The 18,339-nt window shown below is 40.2% G+C and carries 17 protein-coding genes; 9 read left to right on the forward strand and 8 right to left on the reverse strand.

Annotated features, from left to right (window positions below):
- Nucleotides 1–404 precede the first annotated feature (404 nt).
- The 4 genes from PJ15_RS17145 to PJ15_RS17160 all read right to left on the reverse strand — a co-directional run bounded on the left by PJ15_RS17145 (nucleotide 405) and on the right by PJ15_RS17160 (nucleotide 4,000).
- Nucleotides 405–962, reverse strand: coding sequence for a peptidylprolyl isomerase (locus PJ15_RS17145; protein ID WP_004776438.1), 558 nt, complete (start codon nucleotides 960–962; stop codon nucleotides 405–407).
- Nucleotides 963–1,092: 130 nt separating this feature from the next.
- Nucleotides 1,093–2,163 (reverse strand): alpha/beta hydrolase, encoded by a 1,071-nt coding sequence (locus PJ15_RS17150; protein WP_005281510.1) that lies wholly within the window; start codon nucleotides 2,161–2,163, stop codon nucleotides 1,093–1,095.
- Between the two features lie 358 nt (nucleotides 2,164–2,521).
- Nucleotides 2,522–2,758, reverse strand: a complete 237-nt coding sequence (locus PJ15_RS17155) for a hypothetical protein (RefSeq protein WP_005260387.1) — start codon at nucleotides 2,756–2,758, stop codon at nucleotides 2,522–2,524.
- A gap of 387 nt (nucleotides 2,759–3,145) precedes the next feature.
- On the reverse strand, nucleotides 3,146–4,000 hold the full coding sequence (locus PJ15_RS17160; protein WP_047432894.1) for an MBL fold metallo-hydrolase: 855 nt from the start codon (nucleotides 3,998–4,000) through the stop codon (nucleotides 3,146–3,148).
- A 107-nt stretch (nucleotides 4,001–4,107) separates the two neighbouring features.
- Between PJ15_RS17160 and PJ15_RS17165 the strand changes: the two genes are divergently transcribed.
- The 8 genes from PJ15_RS17165 (at nucleotide 4,108) to PJ15_RS17200 (ending at nucleotide 12,433) form a co-directional block, all read left to right on the forward strand.
- Nucleotides 4,108–5,001 (forward strand): LysR family transcriptional regulator, encoded by an 894-nt coding sequence (locus PJ15_RS17165; RefSeq protein WP_004776447.1) that lies wholly within the window; start codon nucleotides 4,108–4,110, stop codon nucleotides 4,999–5,001.
- 159 nt (nucleotides 5,002–5,160) lie between these two features.
- Entirely contained in the window at nucleotides 5,161–5,706 is a 546-nt protein-coding gene (gene grpE, locus PJ15_RS17170) for a nucleotide exchange factor GrpE (RefSeq protein ID WP_005228204.1), read from the forward strand.
- A 152-nt stretch (nucleotides 5,707–5,858) separates the two neighbouring features.
- Complete coding sequence (gene dnaK / locus PJ15_RS17175) at nucleotides 5,859–7,805, forward strand: molecular chaperone DnaK (RefSeq protein WP_004656796.1); 1,947 nt, start codon at nucleotides 5,859–5,861, stop codon at nucleotides 7,803–7,805.
- Nucleotides 7,806–8,019: 214 nt separating this feature from the next.
- On the forward strand, nucleotides 8,020–8,436 hold the full coding sequence (locus PJ15_RS17180) for a hypothetical protein (RefSeq protein WP_047432897.1): 417 nt from the start codon (nucleotides 8,020–8,022) through the stop codon (nucleotides 8,434–8,436).
- Nucleotides 8,433–9,341 carry a matrixin family metalloprotease gene (locus PJ15_RS17185; RefSeq protein WP_047432900.1) on the forward strand — a complete coding sequence of 303 codons (909 nt, stop codon included), beginning with the start codon at nucleotides 8,433–8,435 and terminating at the stop codon, nucleotides 9,339–9,341. The genes PJ15_RS17180 and PJ15_RS17185 overlap by 4 nt, the downstream gene beginning before the upstream one ends.
- Nucleotides 9,342–9,733: 392 nt before the next feature.
- Nucleotides 9,734–10,645 carry a matrixin family metalloprotease gene (locus tag PJ15_RS17190; RefSeq protein WP_047432904.1) on the forward strand — a complete coding sequence of 304 codons (912 nt, stop codon included), beginning with the start codon at nucleotides 9,734–9,736 and terminating at the stop codon, nucleotides 10,643–10,645.
- 381 nt (nucleotides 10,646–11,026) lie between these two features.
- Nucleotides 11,027–11,938 (forward strand): matrixin family metalloprotease, encoded by a 912-nt coding sequence (locus PJ15_RS17195; RefSeq protein WP_047432907.1) that lies wholly within the window; start codon nucleotides 11,027–11,029, stop codon nucleotides 11,936–11,938.
- A gap of 111 nt (nucleotides 11,939–12,049) precedes the next feature.
- Nucleotides 12,050–12,433: a hypothetical protein gene (locus PJ15_RS17200; protein ID WP_171248626.1), complete on the forward strand. Its 384-nt coding sequence runs from the start codon at nucleotides 12,050–12,052 to the stop codon at nucleotides 12,431–12,433.
- A gap of 43 nt (nucleotides 12,434–12,476) precedes the next feature.
- Here the strand turns inward: PJ15_RS17200 and PJ15_RS17205 are convergent, their stop codons facing one another.
- From PJ15_RS17205 to PJ15_RS17220, 4 genes are all read right to left on the reverse strand, one after another.
- On the reverse strand, nucleotides 12,477–13,772 hold the full coding sequence (locus PJ15_RS17205; protein ID WP_047432910.1) for a lytic murein transglycosylase: 1,296 nt from the start codon (nucleotides 13,770–13,772) through the stop codon (nucleotides 12,477–12,479).
- A gap of 598 nt (nucleotides 13,773–14,370) precedes the next feature.
- Nucleotides 14,371–15,498, reverse strand: coding sequence for a 5-(carboxyamino)imidazole ribonucleotide synthase (locus PJ15_RS17210; protein ID WP_264673643.1), 1,128 nt, complete (start codon nucleotides 15,496–15,498; stop codon nucleotides 14,371–14,373).
- Between the two features lie 109 nt (nucleotides 15,499–15,607).
- The gene (gene purE, locus PJ15_RS17215; RefSeq protein WP_005260369.1) at nucleotides 15,608–16,120 is read right to left on the reverse strand and encodes a 5-(carboxyamino)imidazole ribonucleotide mutase; all 513 of its coding nucleotides are present in this window, start codon (nucleotides 16,118–16,120) and stop codon (nucleotides 15,608–15,610) included.
- Between the two features lie 135 nt (nucleotides 16,121–16,255).
- Nucleotides 16,256–16,609, reverse strand: a complete 354-nt coding sequence (locus PJ15_RS17220; protein WP_047432915.1) for a DMT family protein — start codon at nucleotides 16,607–16,609, stop codon at nucleotides 16,256–16,258.
- A gap of 222 nt (nucleotides 16,610–16,831) precedes the next feature.
- Between PJ15_RS17220 and mpl the strand changes: the two genes are divergently transcribed.
- Nucleotides 16,832–18,193: a UDP-N-acetylmuramate:L-alanyl-gamma-D-glutamyl-meso-diaminopimelate ligase gene (gene mpl / locus PJ15_RS17225; protein ID WP_047432917.1), complete on the forward strand. Its 1,362-nt coding sequence runs from the start codon at nucleotides 16,832–16,834 to the stop codon at nucleotides 18,191–18,193.
- Nucleotides 18,194–18,339: the final 146 nt, after the last annotated feature.

Raw genomic sequence — 18,339 nt, forward strand, 5'->3', positions numbered from 1 at the left:
GGCTACAAATCTTGGCTCATCAATTTTCTGACTAAAAATTCGCTCAAATAAACTTCGAGAAATTTCTACCATTCAATCAATGAAATATTTTCGATTGATTAACCAGTAAAAATCCACACAAGTTGTTCTTCTATTCTCTTAATGATCTCTTTATCGCCTCGTCAGCGATAAATAAAACGCAATAAATATTTAACAACTTAACCGTTAAAGCTAAGTTATTTTTGCTTCATTGCGTCGGGATTTGTGCATTATAGGAGATTTTTTTTAGTGTGCAAGCTTTTTTAAGCCCTTGTTTTATTGAGTGTTCTTTTTTTACACACAAATATGTGTGCTATTTAAACAAATATGACGTAACCACATAAATTTAAAGCAGAAATATTTTATTCATATTTCTGCTTTGCTTTTTACTTCTTGTTCTTTATCTGAACACTAAGTATTTTAACTGGCTGTTTAGGGACATTTTGATGCATTCCATAGTTACCTGTAGGAACACTCACAATCTTGTCAACGATATCCATGCCCTTTGTGACCTTACCAAAAACGGCGTAGCCCGCATCCATCGGTGATTTGTTTAAAAAGTTATTATCCGCCACATTAATAAAGAATTGACTGCTTGCCGAGTTTGGATCACTGGTACGTGCCATTGCCAAAGTACCACGGGTATTCTTTAAACCATTACTTGCTTCATTCACAATTGGCGCTTTCGTGCTTTTCTCAATCATGTTTGCTTCTAGGCCGCCACCTTGCACCATGAAACCAGGAATCACGCGATGAAAGATCGTGCCTGTATAGAAGTTACTTTTTACGTAGCTTTCAAAGTTCTTTGCTGAAACTGGTGCTTTATCATCAAACAGCTCAATTTCAATATTCCCCATACTGGTTTTCATATCAACCATCGTATTTGCAAATAAATGACCGCTTGCCAAAATTAAACTTGTTGTAATGAACAACTTTTTCATCATTGCTTTTCTCAGCTTGGAAATAGACGTGTTGTGGATCTTCATCTTAATTTTGCAAATCTGTTTTTGCTATTTCTATTTGTTACCTGAAACAAAGAACCGATGTTTCACGTGAAACATCGGTTCTTTATCATTAACTATGTTTATCCCAGAACTTTCTGAAGTTCTTCGCCACTTCAATGGTATTGCGTTTTGCTTTGCTTGAGACGGGCGTTATATTGATAAAACCATGCGTTTGGTCTGGATAATCGACGTATTGCACTTTGACGCCATTTTGTCTGAGCTTATGACTATAGATCGCACCTTCATCATGAAGTAGATCATGACCAGCCGTAATCACATATGCAGGTGCCAGCTTTTTGAGACTGCCATAGGTCGGTGAAATTAATGGATCGTCTAAAGCCACATTTTGCTGGGTCGCATAATAATCTGTCACATAGTCCACATCTTTACTGGTTAACACCAATCCCTCGCCATAGGCATAGAATGATGGATGTCTGCTTTTAAAGTCGACCACAGGATAAATCAGTAACTGTGCTTGTGGTGCATAAGATTTCCCAACGGCGTGTTGAGCGACTACCGTACTGATATTTCCGCCCGCACTGTCTCCACCAACCGCTATACGGTTTTTATAGATTTTCAATTGACGGCGGTTTTGATAAACCCATGCCAATGCATCTTCACACGATTTAATCAGTAACTGAGGTGAAGCTTCCGGTGCCAGTGGATAGTCAATACTTAAAACCTGTACTTTGGCATGCTTGGCAATTAGTCGACATGCTTCATCATGCGTATCCAGGCCACCCACCACAAATCCACCACCGTGGTAAAACACCAGCATAGGCAATTTTTTATTTGGCGCTGGATGATAATGTCTGGCGAACACCGTTCCACTTTGTAACGGTAAACGGATATCTTCAACAGATTCGATCGAAGTCGGTTTATTCAGAATCGCCAACATTTGTGCATCAAACTGACGACGGGAATCAATGGGATCATCACCGATAAAACCTATACGACCTTGCTTGATCTGAACAGCCATCAAACATTTGGTAAATGCATCCAGATCTGGATATTGATGAGGATAGCCTAAAAGCTTGGCCAGAGATTCTTGTACAATTTTGGGCAGCTTATCGAGCGCTCGTGCAGCAGGACCTTGTCCTTTGTCTAAAAGTGTTTGTATTTTTGGAGGTAATGCTGTCACTTTTGTCCCCTTCTCTCGCTCTGTCCATAATTCTTGTTGTCTTCGACTATATGCTTTTATAAAGTCTTAGATCAAGTTCAAGATTTGAAATAAGTCGTACGCTAAAGGGCTATTGCTAAAAAGTCATTAACCATAGTGCTTATTCACAGCTACTTTTTATGTCAATTAAACGCTGTTTTAACTGTTTATCTTCAAAACTATAAAACTAGAACTAACCGGTTAGTTCTAGTTTTATATCACTTTAAAAGTGTCATTTTTATGAATAAGTCAACTTCGCGTTATGTATAGCAGTACATAGATAAGATTAAATGCGGCATCTGTTGATCAATCTTATGCGAAGCCAACTTAACAATAAAAATTATTGAGCGCCAGCGCCTGCTGAACCTGATACAGAACCTGAAACGTCAGCTGAAGCACCACCTGGTTGAACATCAACTGATGAACCTGCGTCTACACCAACGCCACCTTGTACACCAGCTGGGCTTGCGCTTGTTTGAGCCGAACCAGAAGCTTCTAAACCACCTTGAGACGAGCAACCTACTGCCGTTAATGCAACACCAGCTACAACTGCAGAAATCAATGCTAACTTTTTCATTTGGTATTTCCTTTCATTATGACAAAAAGCAAAGTTGTCTTTGCGATGCCTATAATTCACAATTTTTTCCACGGACGTGATGAGGATTAGTTGCAGTTTGTTATGGAAGCCGCATTGTTTTGCAATTTTTCTTAAATCATCTATTTGCTTAATTCACATATTCCCCAATCCCGAATAAAACGCTAAGCATTTATCAACACAGCATTTTCATCGCGTTTTATCGACTTAGAAAATTAAAAAAGCAATTATCTTATTTTTTTATAATTCATAGAAACACAGCACAACCGTCCTAAAAGATTACAATTAGGTATTTTTGATTAAAAATAAATGTAGCAGACATAAAAAAACCGTGCATTTTCAGCACGGTTTTCATGGATTAGCCCATAATTAAGGCCATTTCATCTCGCCTTTTACAACTTTGGCACCAAGTTCAAGACTACTCGACTCACCCAATGCTGGATATTGCTTTTGCATCATTTTCACCAGTTCAGCTGAGTTCTTTGTGCTTTTCACCGCTTTCTCATATTGCTTTAAATAGTCAATCGAGAAATTCACCGCATCCAGACCTTCAGCCGCCCCGGCTTTCATATGTGCAGGTACAACCACTTTAGGATTAAGTGCTTTAATACTTTCTAAGGTTTGTACAACTTCAGCACGATCTTTGACTGTTGGGGTATCTGCTGTCCACAAATGAATACCCGAAGATACCGGAATACCGCCGACAACTGCTTTAGCACTTGGAATCCATAAATAAGTCAGTTCTTTTTTACCTTTAATTTCGATATTTTCATTTTCGAGTTTTAAAGTTTTTGCGGTATAAGCTTGCGGCACAATAATTTGACTTGGTGCATTGGCGCCCATTTTTGGTCCCCAATACGCAACTTTCAAGGCCTGTGTATCCTGAATATGTTTGACCGTTTCTGGTGTCGCAATGATCTGAACATTCGGGAAGTAGTGTTTAAATACATCTAAACCAAAATAGAAATCTGGATCGCCATAGCTGACAAAAATAGTTTTTAAGGTCTTACCGCTATCCAAGATGTCGGCAGCAATACGTAATGCTTCTGATTTAGAAAATTGTGCATTGACCAATAAGACTTCTTTATCCCCTTCAATTAAAGTTGAAGTCACACCAAAATGGTCAGGCTGAGCCAAAAAATTCTGGATTTTTAAGTCTTGTGCAAATGCAACAGAACTTGCTGCGAAGGCAGATAAAGCAAGGACATAAGCTTTGGTATTCATGTTATCGTCTCCAATTTGATAACAACTACTTTAAATTGCAATTCTTGCTGAAGAAACACACTAAACTAAGATAAAATGTTGCATATCTTGCAACAATGATAATAAACATGGATACCTTAAAAGCCATTCAAGTCTTTGTTTGTATTGCCCATCAAGGCAATCTGAGCAAAGCAGCAGAACATCTGGATTATTCCAAAGCAATGGTGTCTCGCTATTTAGAGCATCTTGAGCAGACATTTTCGACCCGATTATTTCAACGCAATACTCGTAAAGTATCGCTCACTCCAGCAGGTGAGAAAGCGCTGGTTTATTGTGAAAATATTTTACAGCAGCAACAGCTGTTAGAAGGTTTGGCCGCACCCGAACAACATAACGGGACAATCCGTTTTACTTGTGGTCTATTTTTATTTCAGCTAGGCGTGAATGAATGTATCAAGCAATTTAAAAAGCGCTATCCACAAATTCATTTTGATGTGTATTTAACTGAAAATACCGTAGATCTGATCGATGCTCAGGTTGATCTTGCATTACGCATTACCCAGAAAGTTGCGGATGGATTGATTGCACGGCCTGTCTGCCAAATTGAATCGACCTTTTGCGCGCATCCCCACTATTTACAGGATCACACTCTCCTGTCGCATCCCAGTCAGTTGATTCAACATGAATGTATTGCACACCACACCCACAACCAGTACTGGACCTTGTTTGATACAGATCAGCAACCTCAGAACTATCCATTAAATGTTACGTTTAAAAGCAATGATGTGATTGCGCTTTATCAGATGTGTCTAAAAGCTGAAGGCATTGCGATGCTGCCCACTTTACTGGTACGTAAAGACATCGCTGAGCAGCGTTTGCAACAGGTATTTACAGATTTTTCTGCACCTGATCTGACCTTGTCGTTAGTCTATGCTTCAAGGCAACATTTACCGAAAATTACCCAAGAATTTATTGCTTTTGTGATTGAAAACCTAAATTTTTACTTAAATCAGCAAAATTAAAAGATTTAAATTGACCTGAACGCTTGAATTTTGTCGGCTAGCCCATACTTCATCCCTATCAATGAATGACCAAGATGTGGCAGTTCGGGTTTAACCCTAAGAGCATTCACGCCAAAAGGACTGTACATGTTTAAGAACTTTTTTCAACGGAGATCATCAATGGCTAATGAGCACAATGAGCAAGCTCAAGACATTCAAAATGAGCAGCAGACTGAACAAACTCAAGCTGAAGGTGTAGAGCAAGCAAACGAGCTTAGCGTTGAAGATTTACAAGCGCAAATCACCAAGCTTGAAGAAAGCCTGAAATTAGAAAAAGCACGTACTGCCAATGCGGTTTATGAAGCGCAGAAAAGTGTAGAACGTATCCAACGCGAATCTGAAAAGCACAAAGATACGGTGCTTGAAAAGTTTGCCAAAGAATTACTCGATTCTGTCGATAATCTCGAACGTGCGATTCAGGCTGCTGGCGAAGAAGAAACGCCTGTCCTTGAAGGCGTTAAGCTGACTTTGAAATCACTACTCACCACGCTTGAGAAGTTTGGCGTAGTCGAAGCAGATACTCAAAATGGTTTCAATGCCGATCTACATCAGGCCGTAGGCATCGATCCAAATGCGCAAGCGAATCAGATCGGTACTGTTTTACAGAAAGGCTATACCTTAAATGGTCGCCTACTCCGCCCAGCAATGGTGATGGTGGGTCAATAATCCCGATCAGCAGAGCATTTATTTGCTCAAAAATGTAGAAATTTGAGAGTTTTTTGATTTTTTTTCATAAAAATGCTTGAAAAAAACCGATTGACTCTCATATCGAATAACAAGCAAAAACATTGCAACAAAATTTTAGAGGAACACAATCAATGGCAAAAATTATTGGTATTGACTTAGGTACTACCAACTCATGTGTTGCTGTACTTGAAGGCGATAAAGTAAAAGTAATCGAAAACGCTGAAGGCGCACGTACAACTCCATCGATCATTGCATATAAAGATGGCGAGATCCTTGTTGGTCAAAGCGCGAAACGTCAAGCGGTAACAAACCCGAAAAATACATTATTCGCGATCAAGCGTTTAATCGGTCGTCGTTATGAAGATCAAGCGGTACAAAAAGACATCGGTCTTGTACCTTACAAAATCATCAAAGCTGACAATGGCGATGCTTGGGTTGAAGTAAACGACAAAAAATTAGCACCTCAACAGATCTCTGCTGAAATCTTGAAAAAGATGAAGAAAACTGCAGAAGACTATTTAGGTGAAACAGTTACTGAAGCAGTGATTACTGTTCCTGCTTACTTTAACGATGCGCAACGTCAAGCAACTAAAGATGCGGGTAAAATCGCTGGTTTAGACGTTAAACGTATCATTAACGAACCAACTGCTGCGGCACTTGCGTTCGGTATGGACAAAAAAGAAGGCGACCGTAAAGTTGCAGTTTACGACTTAGGTGGTGGTACTTTTGACGTATCAATCATTGAAATCGCAGACCTTGATGGCGACCAGCAAATCGAAGTGTTATCAACAAATGGTGATACTTTCCTTGGTGGTGAAGACTTTGATAACGCGTTAATTGAATTCTTGGTTGAAGAATTCAAGAAAGAACAAAGTGTGAATCTGAAAAATGATCCACTTGCGTTACAACGTTTGAAAGAAGCTGCTGAAAAAGCAAAAATCGAGCTTTCTTCATCGAATGCAACTGAAATCAACCTTCCGTATATCACTGCCGATGCAACTGGTCCTAAACACTTAGTGATCAATGTAACGCGTGCAAAACTTGAAGGTTTGGTTGCTGATTTAGTTGCTCGTACCATTGAGCCTTGCCGTATCGCGCTTAAAGATGCTGGTCTTTCGACTTCTGACATCTCTGACGTGATCTTGGTTGGTGGTCAGTCTCGTATGCCACTTGTACAACAAAAAGTACAAGAATTCTTCGGTAAAGAGCCACGTAAAGACGTGAACCCTGACGAAGCGGTTGCGATTGGTGCTGCGATTCAAGGTGCAGTATTGTCTGGTGACAAAACTGATGTACTTTTATTAGACGTAACACCATTAACTTTAGGTATCGAAACAATGGGCGGCGTATTAACTCCGATCATTGAGAAAAACACCACGATTCCTGCGAAGAAATCACAAGTGTTCTCTACAGCTGCTGACAACCAGCCTGCAGTAGACATTTCGGTTTACCAAGGTGAACGTAAAATGGCTCAACAAAACAAATTGTTGGGTAACTTCCAGTTAGGCGATATCCCACCTGCTCCACGTGGCGTACCGCAAATTGAAGTATCGTTCGACATCAACGCTGACGGTATCTTGAAAGTATCGGCTAAAGATAAGAGCACTGGTAAAGAGCAATCTATCCAGATTAAAGCAAACTCAGGTTTGTCTGATGCTGAAATCGAAGCAATGATCAAAGATGCTGAAGCGAATGCTGAAGAAGACCGTAAGTTTGAAGAGTTAGCGAAAGCGCGTAACGAAGCAGATGCGCTTGTTTCTAGCTCAACAAAAGCAGTAAAAGATCTTGGTGACAAAGTGACTGAAGATGAAAAAACTGCGATCACAACTGCGGTTTCTGAGCTTGAAGCAGCAACTAAAGAAAATGATGTTGAAGATATCAAAGCGAAAACTGAAGCTTTACAAAACATCTTGATGCCAATTACACAACGTGCTTATGAACAAGCACAAGGTGCAGCTGGCGGCGCAGAAGGTTTTGATCCAAATGCATTCCAAGGTGGCGATGCGGGTCAACAACAAAAAGCGGACGATGGCGTTGTAGATGCTGAGTTCACAGAAGTAAAAGATGACAAAAAATAATTTGTCTCTTTAAAAAAAGACCGCGCGTAAGCGCGGTTTTTTTATACTTTAAATGCTCTGAGGTGCTCAAAATAACCAGTGCCTAATTCCGTGTATTCTATTATTTACTGAATCGTAGATGCTCGGGCCTTTCTCAAACGGATAGAACCATTTAAGAAACTGAATCCTTTTTATGTATAATTCAGACAATTAGAAAATCCATTATTGTTAAAAAATGAAAAAAGATCCCGTCCTGACCAAATCCAAATTTAGACTGTTATTAATTGCTTCATTGCTTTGTATTTGTGTAGGTGCAATCTTGGATGTCTATGATGAACGATCTATAGCTGTCAGCGAATTACTGGCAACCGAACCAAAAAACTGGGAAATCCTTCTGACCGGACTGGCATCAATCATTGCTGTGATCATGTTAGCTGGTTTATTTTTCTTTAAAGCTTGGGCAAGAACGTTATATCTCTATAGCTATTTCCCGCTTTTACTGCTTTATCTATTACCCAGTTTTTCCTGGACATTCATATCTGGCCTAGGCGCTATTTTTTATGAAATGGGAAATATTTTCGCGACACTGATCTGGGGGATATTACTGCTCCCTAGCCTGTATCAACCCTTATTCTCAACGAATAGCGAATGAAGAATATCCTTCTTACCGCATTGGTAATGTTTCTGTTCTGGTCAGGTTATCAAACCTACCAACACCCACAACTTAAATTTAACTCACTGACCGATCGAATCAGCAAGCCCTTTGATACACGGCTTCGCTACCGCATTGCAGAGGTTGATCCACGTTTTAAGCTCAGCCTAGAGCAAGTGAAAACGATCAGTGAGCAAGCTGTGCAGATCTGGAAAGATGGCACAGGACAAGATTACTTTGTTTATGATCCAAACGCCCAACTGGCGATTCATCTTATCTATGATGAGCGTCAAATCGAAAGTGAACAACGTCGGGAACATTTGAGCCAACTTGAATCAAACCAGCAACGCTGGCAAGAGAAAAAGAAATCCTTAGATCAGATTGAACAGGAGATTCTTCAGAACCGGCAATTTCTAGGCTTAAAACAGCAACAATTGAATCAGCAAATCCAAGCTTACAATCAAGAACAGCAACAGGCTCGACAAAACCCAGCGGCATTCGCCAATCCTGATTATTTTCAGCAGCGACAACAAGCTTTGCAGCAAAATGCACAGTCTCTTAAGCAGGAAATTAACCAATACAACCAAAAGATTCAGCAGCTGAATCAGCAAGTAGATGAGCTTAATTCACTAGACCAACAACTTAATGCTTCTGTCGACCAATATAAACAGCGGTTTAAGCCACATTTATTCCATAAAGGTCTATTTAATGGCAAACAGATTCTGATCTATGAATTTGAATCCGAAGATGATCTGCGTTTAACGCTGGCGCATGAATTTGGTCACGCCTTAGGGTTACAACATGCTGATGATCCACAGGCGCTTATGCATCCCATTATGAAAGATCAAGATAGAGCGCATTTCCGTTTAACCGAGGCAGATCGAAATCTGTTAAACACCCGATAAACAGAGAAAAAATAATACGCATATAGAATGAGTAATAATTCACATTTTGCTCAAAAATCCCCCAGACATTAAGTGTCACAAAGCAGCAATTTTTTATAAAAAATTCAAAAAAATTACCAATTTATCGACATTTTACAAAAGTTAACAATAGGGACTTTTATTGCTGCTTAATGAGAAGTTTTTAGCTCAATAAATTTAATCGCTTGATTCACTTATTATTATGAATAAAAAACACGCAAAAGACTGCATTTATGATTCTGCAAATTATTCGATTCATTTTTTTATTTATTAGAAAAAAATCACACTTTTTAGTTTTGTTTATTAAATAGATAGCGTTTTGACCTGAATCAAATACTGCTCAAAATAAGCCTTATTTAGGGGGAATTTGGCTGATGCATTATCTTGGTTTTGCAATGATTGCTGCATGCTTATGTATGGCATCCCCTCACCTCACCCATGCCCAGAACAATACCAATCAGCTTGATCCACATCAGCATCAAACACTCAAAAAAACGCTGCATTATCGTATTGCCGATATCGATCCACGCTTTCATTTAAGTCAGCAACAAGTGCTCGAACTGACCCAGCAAGCAGCCAAAATCTGGGAACATGAAACGGGCCAGCAAAATTTTATTTACGATCCAGAGGCCGAATTTAGTATCAATCTGGTTTTTGATGAACGCCAACAACGAAGCACGGATCGTGTGCAGAGCCTGCAACAACTGCAACAAGACCAGCAACAATGGAAAGATCAGAATCAACAATTACAGCACATGAAGGCTGAAATTCAGCAAACCTCGGCTCTGATTGCCCATAAACAAGCCCAACTCAATTCGCAATTTCAGCAATATAATCAGGATGTACAGCGTTTTAATCAGCAACGTTCTTCTTCAAAAGCTCTAGCTGATCAATTCGCACAACGACAAGCCGCCTTACAGCAACAATCTTTAGCTCTGCAACAGGAAATACAGCAACATAACCAACGAACCCGACAGCTCAATCAGGATATCCAGTCACTTCATCAGAACAATCAACAACTGGTTGCATCGGCCAATCGGTTTAATCAGATCTTTCAGCCACGCCTATTCCACAAAGGGCATTTTAATGGCAAGCACATCATGATTTATGAGTTTTCCTCCACCAATGATCTGCGCTTAACACTGGCGCATGAGTTTGGACATGCTTTAGGCTTAGCGCATACCGATGATCCAAGCTCTTTGATGTACCCAATTATTCAACAACAGAACCTACAAAAGTTTGCATTAACCGATTCAGACAAGGATCTGGTTAAAGCGATGTATTAAGTTTGAACCCAATGTGATTGATCCTTCAGATCGACTAGACTTAAAGTCTATTTTTTAAACAGTTAAATTCTTATTTTTATGTGAATAATATAATAAATTTTGGTGCATTATTTTATGTTCAGATGCTTTTGGATACGTAGCTGAATTTAAATAAAGGAGATAAGAATAAAAAATAAACAGTTGTTCTGATTTTATATTTTATTGTTTTTAGCTGCAAACTCACTATATTTACCCCTATTTTTCTTGATTTTTTCTACATTTGTATTTTTATTCATTTTCTAGAAATATTTCTTTAAACCACCAAACATCACTCAGCTCATCAATTTGACTACATGCTTAAATTGATTAAAATGCGACCTTTTTCAAGCTTTATCTCCCTTTATGCGTTCGTTTTCTCTCCTGTTGGCTGCATGCTTTTTCATGCTGGCCCCAGCGTCAGCTTTTGCTCAAATTTCCTCAAACACGTCCCAAACACAAATCCGTTATAGCACTGAACACCCTCTACGCTACCGGATTGCCGATCTTGATCCACGTCTCAATATCACACAACAGCAAATGATTGAGTTAAGTCAACAAGCTGCTGCAATCTGGGCAAAAGATACGGGACAAAATTATTTTGTCTATGATCCTGAAGCAAGCTTTGTCATTCATTTGATGTTTGATCAACGCCAAGTGCGCAGCATGAAGCGCTCAGAAAATCTGAACCAGCTCGAGCAGGAACAACAGCATTGGTTAGACCAAAATCAGCAATTACAGCATTTAAAACAAAGCGTTGCCCGCTCAGAGAATCAACTTGAATTACAAAAGATTGATTACCAAAATAATCAGCAAAAATATCAGCAGGCCGTGCAAAATCTAAAAGCCTCAACTAAAAATCAAAAGCAAATCGCACGACTCGAGCAGCAACAACACACACTGCAACAGCAATCTGTAGATTTAGAGGCAAAAATTGCTGAACACAATCAACTGGTTCAACAATTCAACCGACAAACAGAGCAGTCTAAACAGTTGCATCAACAATTGGCTGAATCCGTGGCTGCATTTAACCAGACATTTAAGCCTCAAGTCCTTCATAAAGGCCAGTTTCACGGCCAACAGATTTTTATTTATGAATTTTCATCAATGGATGATTTACGTTTAACGCTGGCGCATGAGTTTGGACATGCCTTAGGCCTAAAGCATACTCAAGATCCAAAATCCTTGATGTATCCGCGCATCAAAGAGCAGAACGCAAAAGATTTTCAGCTGACGGATACAGATCTGGAATTATTAGGTTTTTCTCGGGAGCCTTAATCCTTATAAAATATAGGTGTTTTATCGATTATCACTTTCTTAGTAACAAGAATGGGTCGATTCTTTGGATTTATTCATGTTATTGTGGATGAAAACATCATATTTATCTTAATGGAGATCGGCATGAGTTATTATCATATCTTAATTGAAGTGAACGACCACATCAGTACGATTGAGCAGACTCGTGATATCGAATTCTTGAATATTGAAGATATTAGCCCCTTTCTCCATTCTATTTTAATTCCTTATTTCAACGAGCAAGAAGTTGAATTGGAAGATGAAAATGTCTCGTATGATGAGATTTTACATCTGGAAGTCAAACAGACCTTGTTACCCATCGAACATCTGATTGAAGAAGAACAAAAGCAACTTCCAAGTGACACTGATGTCACCATTACCGCTTATGAGATTTTTAATGACCGTGATTTAAGTCAGGATGTGACTGCGGTCATTTTTGATATTTTAGAAGCTGTTAAATTAGATCCAGCACCTTAAAATAAAAAAGGTCTGCACGAGGCAGACCTTTTTAATGAATCATTTATTGCATCATTTGTTTGGCTTGTTCCTGACGGAAAGCACGTAAAATCTGCTGCCCCGCACGTCCTGTTGGATTTAAGCCTAAACGGGTTTGCTCCTGACGAATGGCCTGACGACTTTTATCACCAATCAATCCGTCAACTGCACCAATATCATAGCCACGTTGCACTAAAAACTGTTGAATTTCACGACGTTCCGCACGTGATGTACCAGGATCATCCGTTGGCCATGAAGTTAAAAATGGTGTACCACCACGTAAACGATCTGATAAATGTGCAATCGCTAAACCATAGCTTTCAGCCGCGTTATAGCTATAAATTGCATCAAAGTTTTTAAAGACCAAGAACACTGGACCATTTGCACCCGCTGGCGAAATCAGTCCTGCTGGCGTACTACCCGATAAATTACCTTGAATCAGTGCTGTACCATCTGCTCGGGTGACCCCTTGTGCAATCCAGCTATTCAATGGCTTTTTATTACGGCGGCTTTCACCAGAAATCGACATACCTTGCGGAATTTTTACCTCAAAGCCCCACGGCATGCCTGTTTGCCACCCTGCCCGTTTTAAGAAATTTGCTGTTGAAGCCAAGGCATCTGTGGTACTAGAGACCAGATCACGGCGACCATCACCATCAAAATCGACCGCTAAACGTTCATAAGTCGACGGCATAAACTGGGTATGACCAAAAGCACCTGCCCATGAGCCATAAAGTTGATCTTGGGTTAAATCACCACGCTGTAAAATACGCATGGTGGCAAAAAACTCACCACGGAAATAACTTTGACGGCGACCTTCACAACTTAAAGTCCCTAGAGCTTGTAATAAAGGATATTTACCCGAAATATCGCCATAATTACTTTCGACGCCCCACACGGCCACAACCGTTTCAGCAGGTACACCATACGCCTGCTCAACACGGTTCAATACAGCACGATGTTGGTTTAATTTTTGTTGTCCTGCCTGAACACGCTCGTTATCCACAAGGCCAGACAAATAATCCCAGATCGGTGTCGAAAATTCAGGCTGATAATTTAATTTATCAATCACAGAATAATCAGGCGTTAAATTTTGCGTATAGCGATCATAAGTCGCGCCAGAAACACCCGATGCAATTGCTTGCGAACGCAAATTGGCAATACAGCCCTGAAAATTAGAATTTGGCGTATAATTACTGGCAACAGGTGCTGTAGTGGCTGGTGTAGAAACGGTTGCACCATTAATGACCAGCTCAGCATGCGCCTGATTGAAAATAGTAAATAAGGCAGTGCCTAGAAAAAAAGAAAAATGACGTTTCATGACTGAACCAAAACTTTTGAATTTAAATTTCCTCTCCACCATAACACGCTATATGAAGATGTATAGTTTGGAAACGTAACTTTGAATTCATTTCTCGGTTTTTAAATTTAAAACACTGCTTTTAAATTCATAATTCAGGCTTTATTTTAAATTTAAAAGTTATCAACAAGCCCAATTTAAATTCAAAAACACGATACTGGATAACTTGATCATTTAAATTTAAAAAACTTATCCACTTTTAAATTCATTTCTTCGAGTTAAACGATGAGTGATACAAATAAAACACCAAAAAAGTGATAAACCTTTATTTTTTATATCATTATTACAGGAAAAATAGATATCCACAGCCCATTATTTAAATTTAAAAAGCCAGTATAGCCTTAGTTTTTAAATTTAAAATAAGATCTCGATTTTGAATTTAAAACGTAAAATAACTTATCCACTTTTATTTAAATTCAAATAAACGACGCAATTTTAAATTCAAAATACCGAAAACAATTTATCCACAGCACCCTCATGTTTATTTTTTAAATTTAAAAGTGGCATAGAATGAAAAAAGCGATCCGAAGATCGCTTTTTTTAGCTATTGTGGATAAGTTTAGAGCTTCATATCTACGGTTAATGCCAGTGGTACAGGTAAAATTTGAGCCAATTGACGGCATAAACAGGTTAAATCATCCGAATTATTCGGCATCAAGGTAATATGTCCCAGCTTACGACCTGTACGCTCAGACTTATTATAGAGATGTAAATGTGCACCGTTCAGCGCCAGAACCTCTTCAGATTTTGGATGCTGGCCAATAATATTGATCATCACCGTTGGACGAATAACGTCAGTTGAGCCCAAAGGTAAACCAGCAACAGCACGAATATGGTTTTCAAATTGCGAGCAAATCGCACCTTCAATCGACCAGTGACCTGAATTATGCACACGACATGCCATTTCATTGGCATAGAGGCCTTGTTCAGTCACAAACAGTTCAAGCGTGAGCACACCCACATAATTTAAGTGGTTCAACAAACGGGTAATATAGTCTTGTGCGACAGGCTGTAAATCAACGCTATTCGGTGCAGGCACAATTGAATGTGACAAGATGCCGTTATGATGATGATTTTCTGCCAGCGCCCAAGTTTTCACATCGCCGTTTTGTCCACGTACCGCGATAATCGAGACTTCACGGCTAAATTTAACAAAGCTTTCAGCAATCAGGCTTTTTGCAGGGCCAAGTTCAGCCCAAGCCGTGTCAATTTGATCTTCAGTACGTAATACGAACTGACCTTTGCCATCATAGCCACCTGTCATGGTTTTTAAGACAATAGGTAAACCAAGGTCAGCAACAGCCTGTTTTAAGCTCTCTAAACTATCCACAGCACGATACGGCGCAACAGGAATGTTTAACTCATCAAACAAACTTTTCTCAGCCAAGCGGTTTTGTGCAGTTGCTAATGCAAGGCGAGGAGGGTACAGGGTTTTGCTTTGAGTTAAAACATCCACATCCGCAACAGGCGTATTTTCGAATTCAAGACTAAATACATCTGCGCTGGCAATAAAATCCTGTAAACCCTGTGCAGCCTGACTCGAAAAAACAGGGCCCAGAATCGCAGCAGGGCAATCCGTTTCCGCTTCAAAGAAGGTGCATTGAATATTAAGTGGCAACGCCGCTTGCGCCATCATGCGGCCAAGCTGTCCACCACCAAAAATGCCAATGGTTTTATTCATATCTATAACTCTTTTGCTCGGGCAAAGCCTTAAAGCAATGCTTTAAGTTTGCTTATCCTCTTACTCGGACAAAGTCCTTGTCTTGCATTCGGGCAAAGCGTTGCTTTGCTTATCCTCATTCATGACCAGGAATGTTATTGCTCGATACTTTTTCTGTTTGTGCAGTACGGAAGTCCGCCACATTTTTAGCGATGTCTGGACGGGTTAAACCTAAAATCTGTGCTGCCATAATCGCAGCATTGGTTGCGCCAGCCTGACCAATCGCCAAAGTACCTACCGCAATACCTGCTGGCATTTGCACGATTGAAAGCAATGAATCTACACCATTTAAAATCGATGATTTAACCGGTACACCCAATACTGGTAAATCAGTTTTAGCCGCACACATCCCCGGTAAATGTGCAGCACCACCAGCACCCGCAATAATCACCTGAATACCACGATCACGTGCTGTTTCAGCATATTCAAACAGACGATCTGGGGTACGATGCGCAGAAACCACTTCAGCTTCAAAAGGAACACCCAATTGTTTGAGCATGTTAGCGGTATGTTCAAGTGTTGCCCAATCCGATTGAGAACCCATGATAATTCCGACTAAAGGTTGGCTATCTGTTGCGACCGCATTCATTGGCTTTTCCAAAACATGATAAAAATAGAGAAGTATCTCGACTTACGCCAAGCACGAAGGAATAAATTGGCAAATATTATAGCGGTTTTTTCAAGCATCCCCAACAAAAGAACGCGTGAACTAATTCACGAAAAATTAGTTCTGATTTCGAAATACAAAATAGACACAACCCATTAAACAGAGCATTGCCCAGATATAGTCCAGCTTAAAAGGTTGTTTAAACACAAAAATCATAAAGGGCACAAACACCATTAATGTCACAACTTCCTGAGTAATTTTCATTTCACCCAGACTCCAGCCATGCTGGTTGAGCAACTTGGTAGCAGGAATCATAAAACTGTATTCCAGCAGGGCAATACACCAGCTAAACAGGATCGCCTGCCAGATCGGCGCATCATGCAGGATTTTCAGATGCCCATACCATGCCAATGTCATAAAACAGTTGGAAATAATCAACAAACATAACGCTAAAAGAGTAGGGCTCAACATAATGTGCTTATATCCAAATCAAGGGTGAATCGCAGAGAAGATATGCTTGCAAAAACCCTGAAATTTTAGCATTCATCTGTGCAATTAGAACTAAACAACAACAACGAATTTTGACTATCTTTTCCATGCAAGCCTTGATATCGTTGCGTTTGATTTTTATTGATAACGACAATCATACATACGATATCAGTGCTGTATGAAAAGCAGTGGAGAAGGCGCGTTATGCATCTGCATATTTTGGGTATTTGTGGCACATTTATGGGGTCTTTGGCTCTATTAGCACGAGATTTAGGACATAAAGTCACAGGTTCAGATGCCAATGTTTATCCACCTATGTCAACTCAACTCGAAAATGCGGGTATTGAGCTTATGCAGGGCTACGACCGTAGCCATTTACAGCCGCATCCTGATCTTGTAATCGTCGGCAACGCCATGAAACGTGGCATTGATGCGATTGAATACATGCTGAATGAAGGTCTCCCTTATATTTCTGGCCCACAATTTCTGGCAGACCATGTCCTTCAAGGCAAACATGTATTGGGGGTTGCAGGTACACATGGTAAAACCACCACCACCACCATGTTGGCTTGGGTGCTGGATCAGGCAGGTTTAAATCCAGGTTTCTTGATCGGTGGCGTACCACTTGGTTTTAGCGAAAGCGCACGTTTAGGTGGTGGTCAATATTTCTGTGTCGAAGCAGATGAATATGATTCGGCATTCTTCGATAAGCGTTCTAAGTTCGTTCATTATCATCCTAAAACCGCAATTTTAAATAACCTTGAATTTGATCACGCTGACATTTTCGATGATCTTGCTGCGATTCAAAAACAGTTCCACCATTTAGTACGCACTATTCCAAGTGAAGGTCGTATTATTGCGCCCATTACTGAAACCAATATTGATGAAGTCTTGGAGCAGGGCTGCTGGACGCCAGTGATTCGGACCAGTCTAGAACCAAATGCGCAAGCCGCGTTATCTGCCGAATTGATCAGTGCGGATGGTAGCCACTTTAAAGTGCTTGAACAGGGCAATGTGGTCGGTGAAGTGAAATGGAACATGACAGGGCAGCACAGCGTTGCCAATGCCTTAGCGACCATTGCTGCTGCACAACACGTGGGTGTTAGCGTTGAACAGGCGTGTGAAGCACTCTCTAACTTCGGTGGGGTAAAACGCCGTATGGAGCTGTTAGGTACGGTTCGTGGCATCGAAGTTTATGATGACTTTGCCCATCATCCAACTGCAATTGAAACCACACTGGATGGCGCACGCAAACGTTTAGGTGAACGTAAGCTTTGGGCGATCATTGAGCCACGTTCAAATACCATGCGTATGGGTAGCCATAAAGATGGGTTGGCACATTCAGCCCGTTTAGCGGATGAAGTGATCTGGTATCAACCTGAAGGTCTGGATTGGGATTTACAACCCATCATTGCAGCGTCATCAAACAAGGCAGAAGTCAGCCGTTCGCTGGATGACATCATTGCCCGTGTGGTGAATGAAGCAGGTGAGGGGGATGCTGTGGTGATCATGTCGAATGGTGGTTTTGGTGGTTTACACCAAAAGTTGATTACAGCTTTGTCGTAATTAAAGTCAACACTTTCTGAAAAACTATTGTCTTAACGGAGTCTTGCAAGTTCTTATCTAATTTCTGGATCAGCCTGCGGCTCGCCCTACTTTTCTTTCGGGAAAAGTAGGCAAAACCTGAGGGACGAATAGCAAAGATTAATAAT

The sequence above is a fragment of the Acinetobacter sp. neg1 genome, assembly GCF_000788125.1.
Taxonomy (GTDB): domain Bacteria; phylum Pseudomonadota; class Gammaproteobacteria; order Pseudomonadales; family Moraxellaceae; genus Acinetobacter; species Acinetobacter vivianii.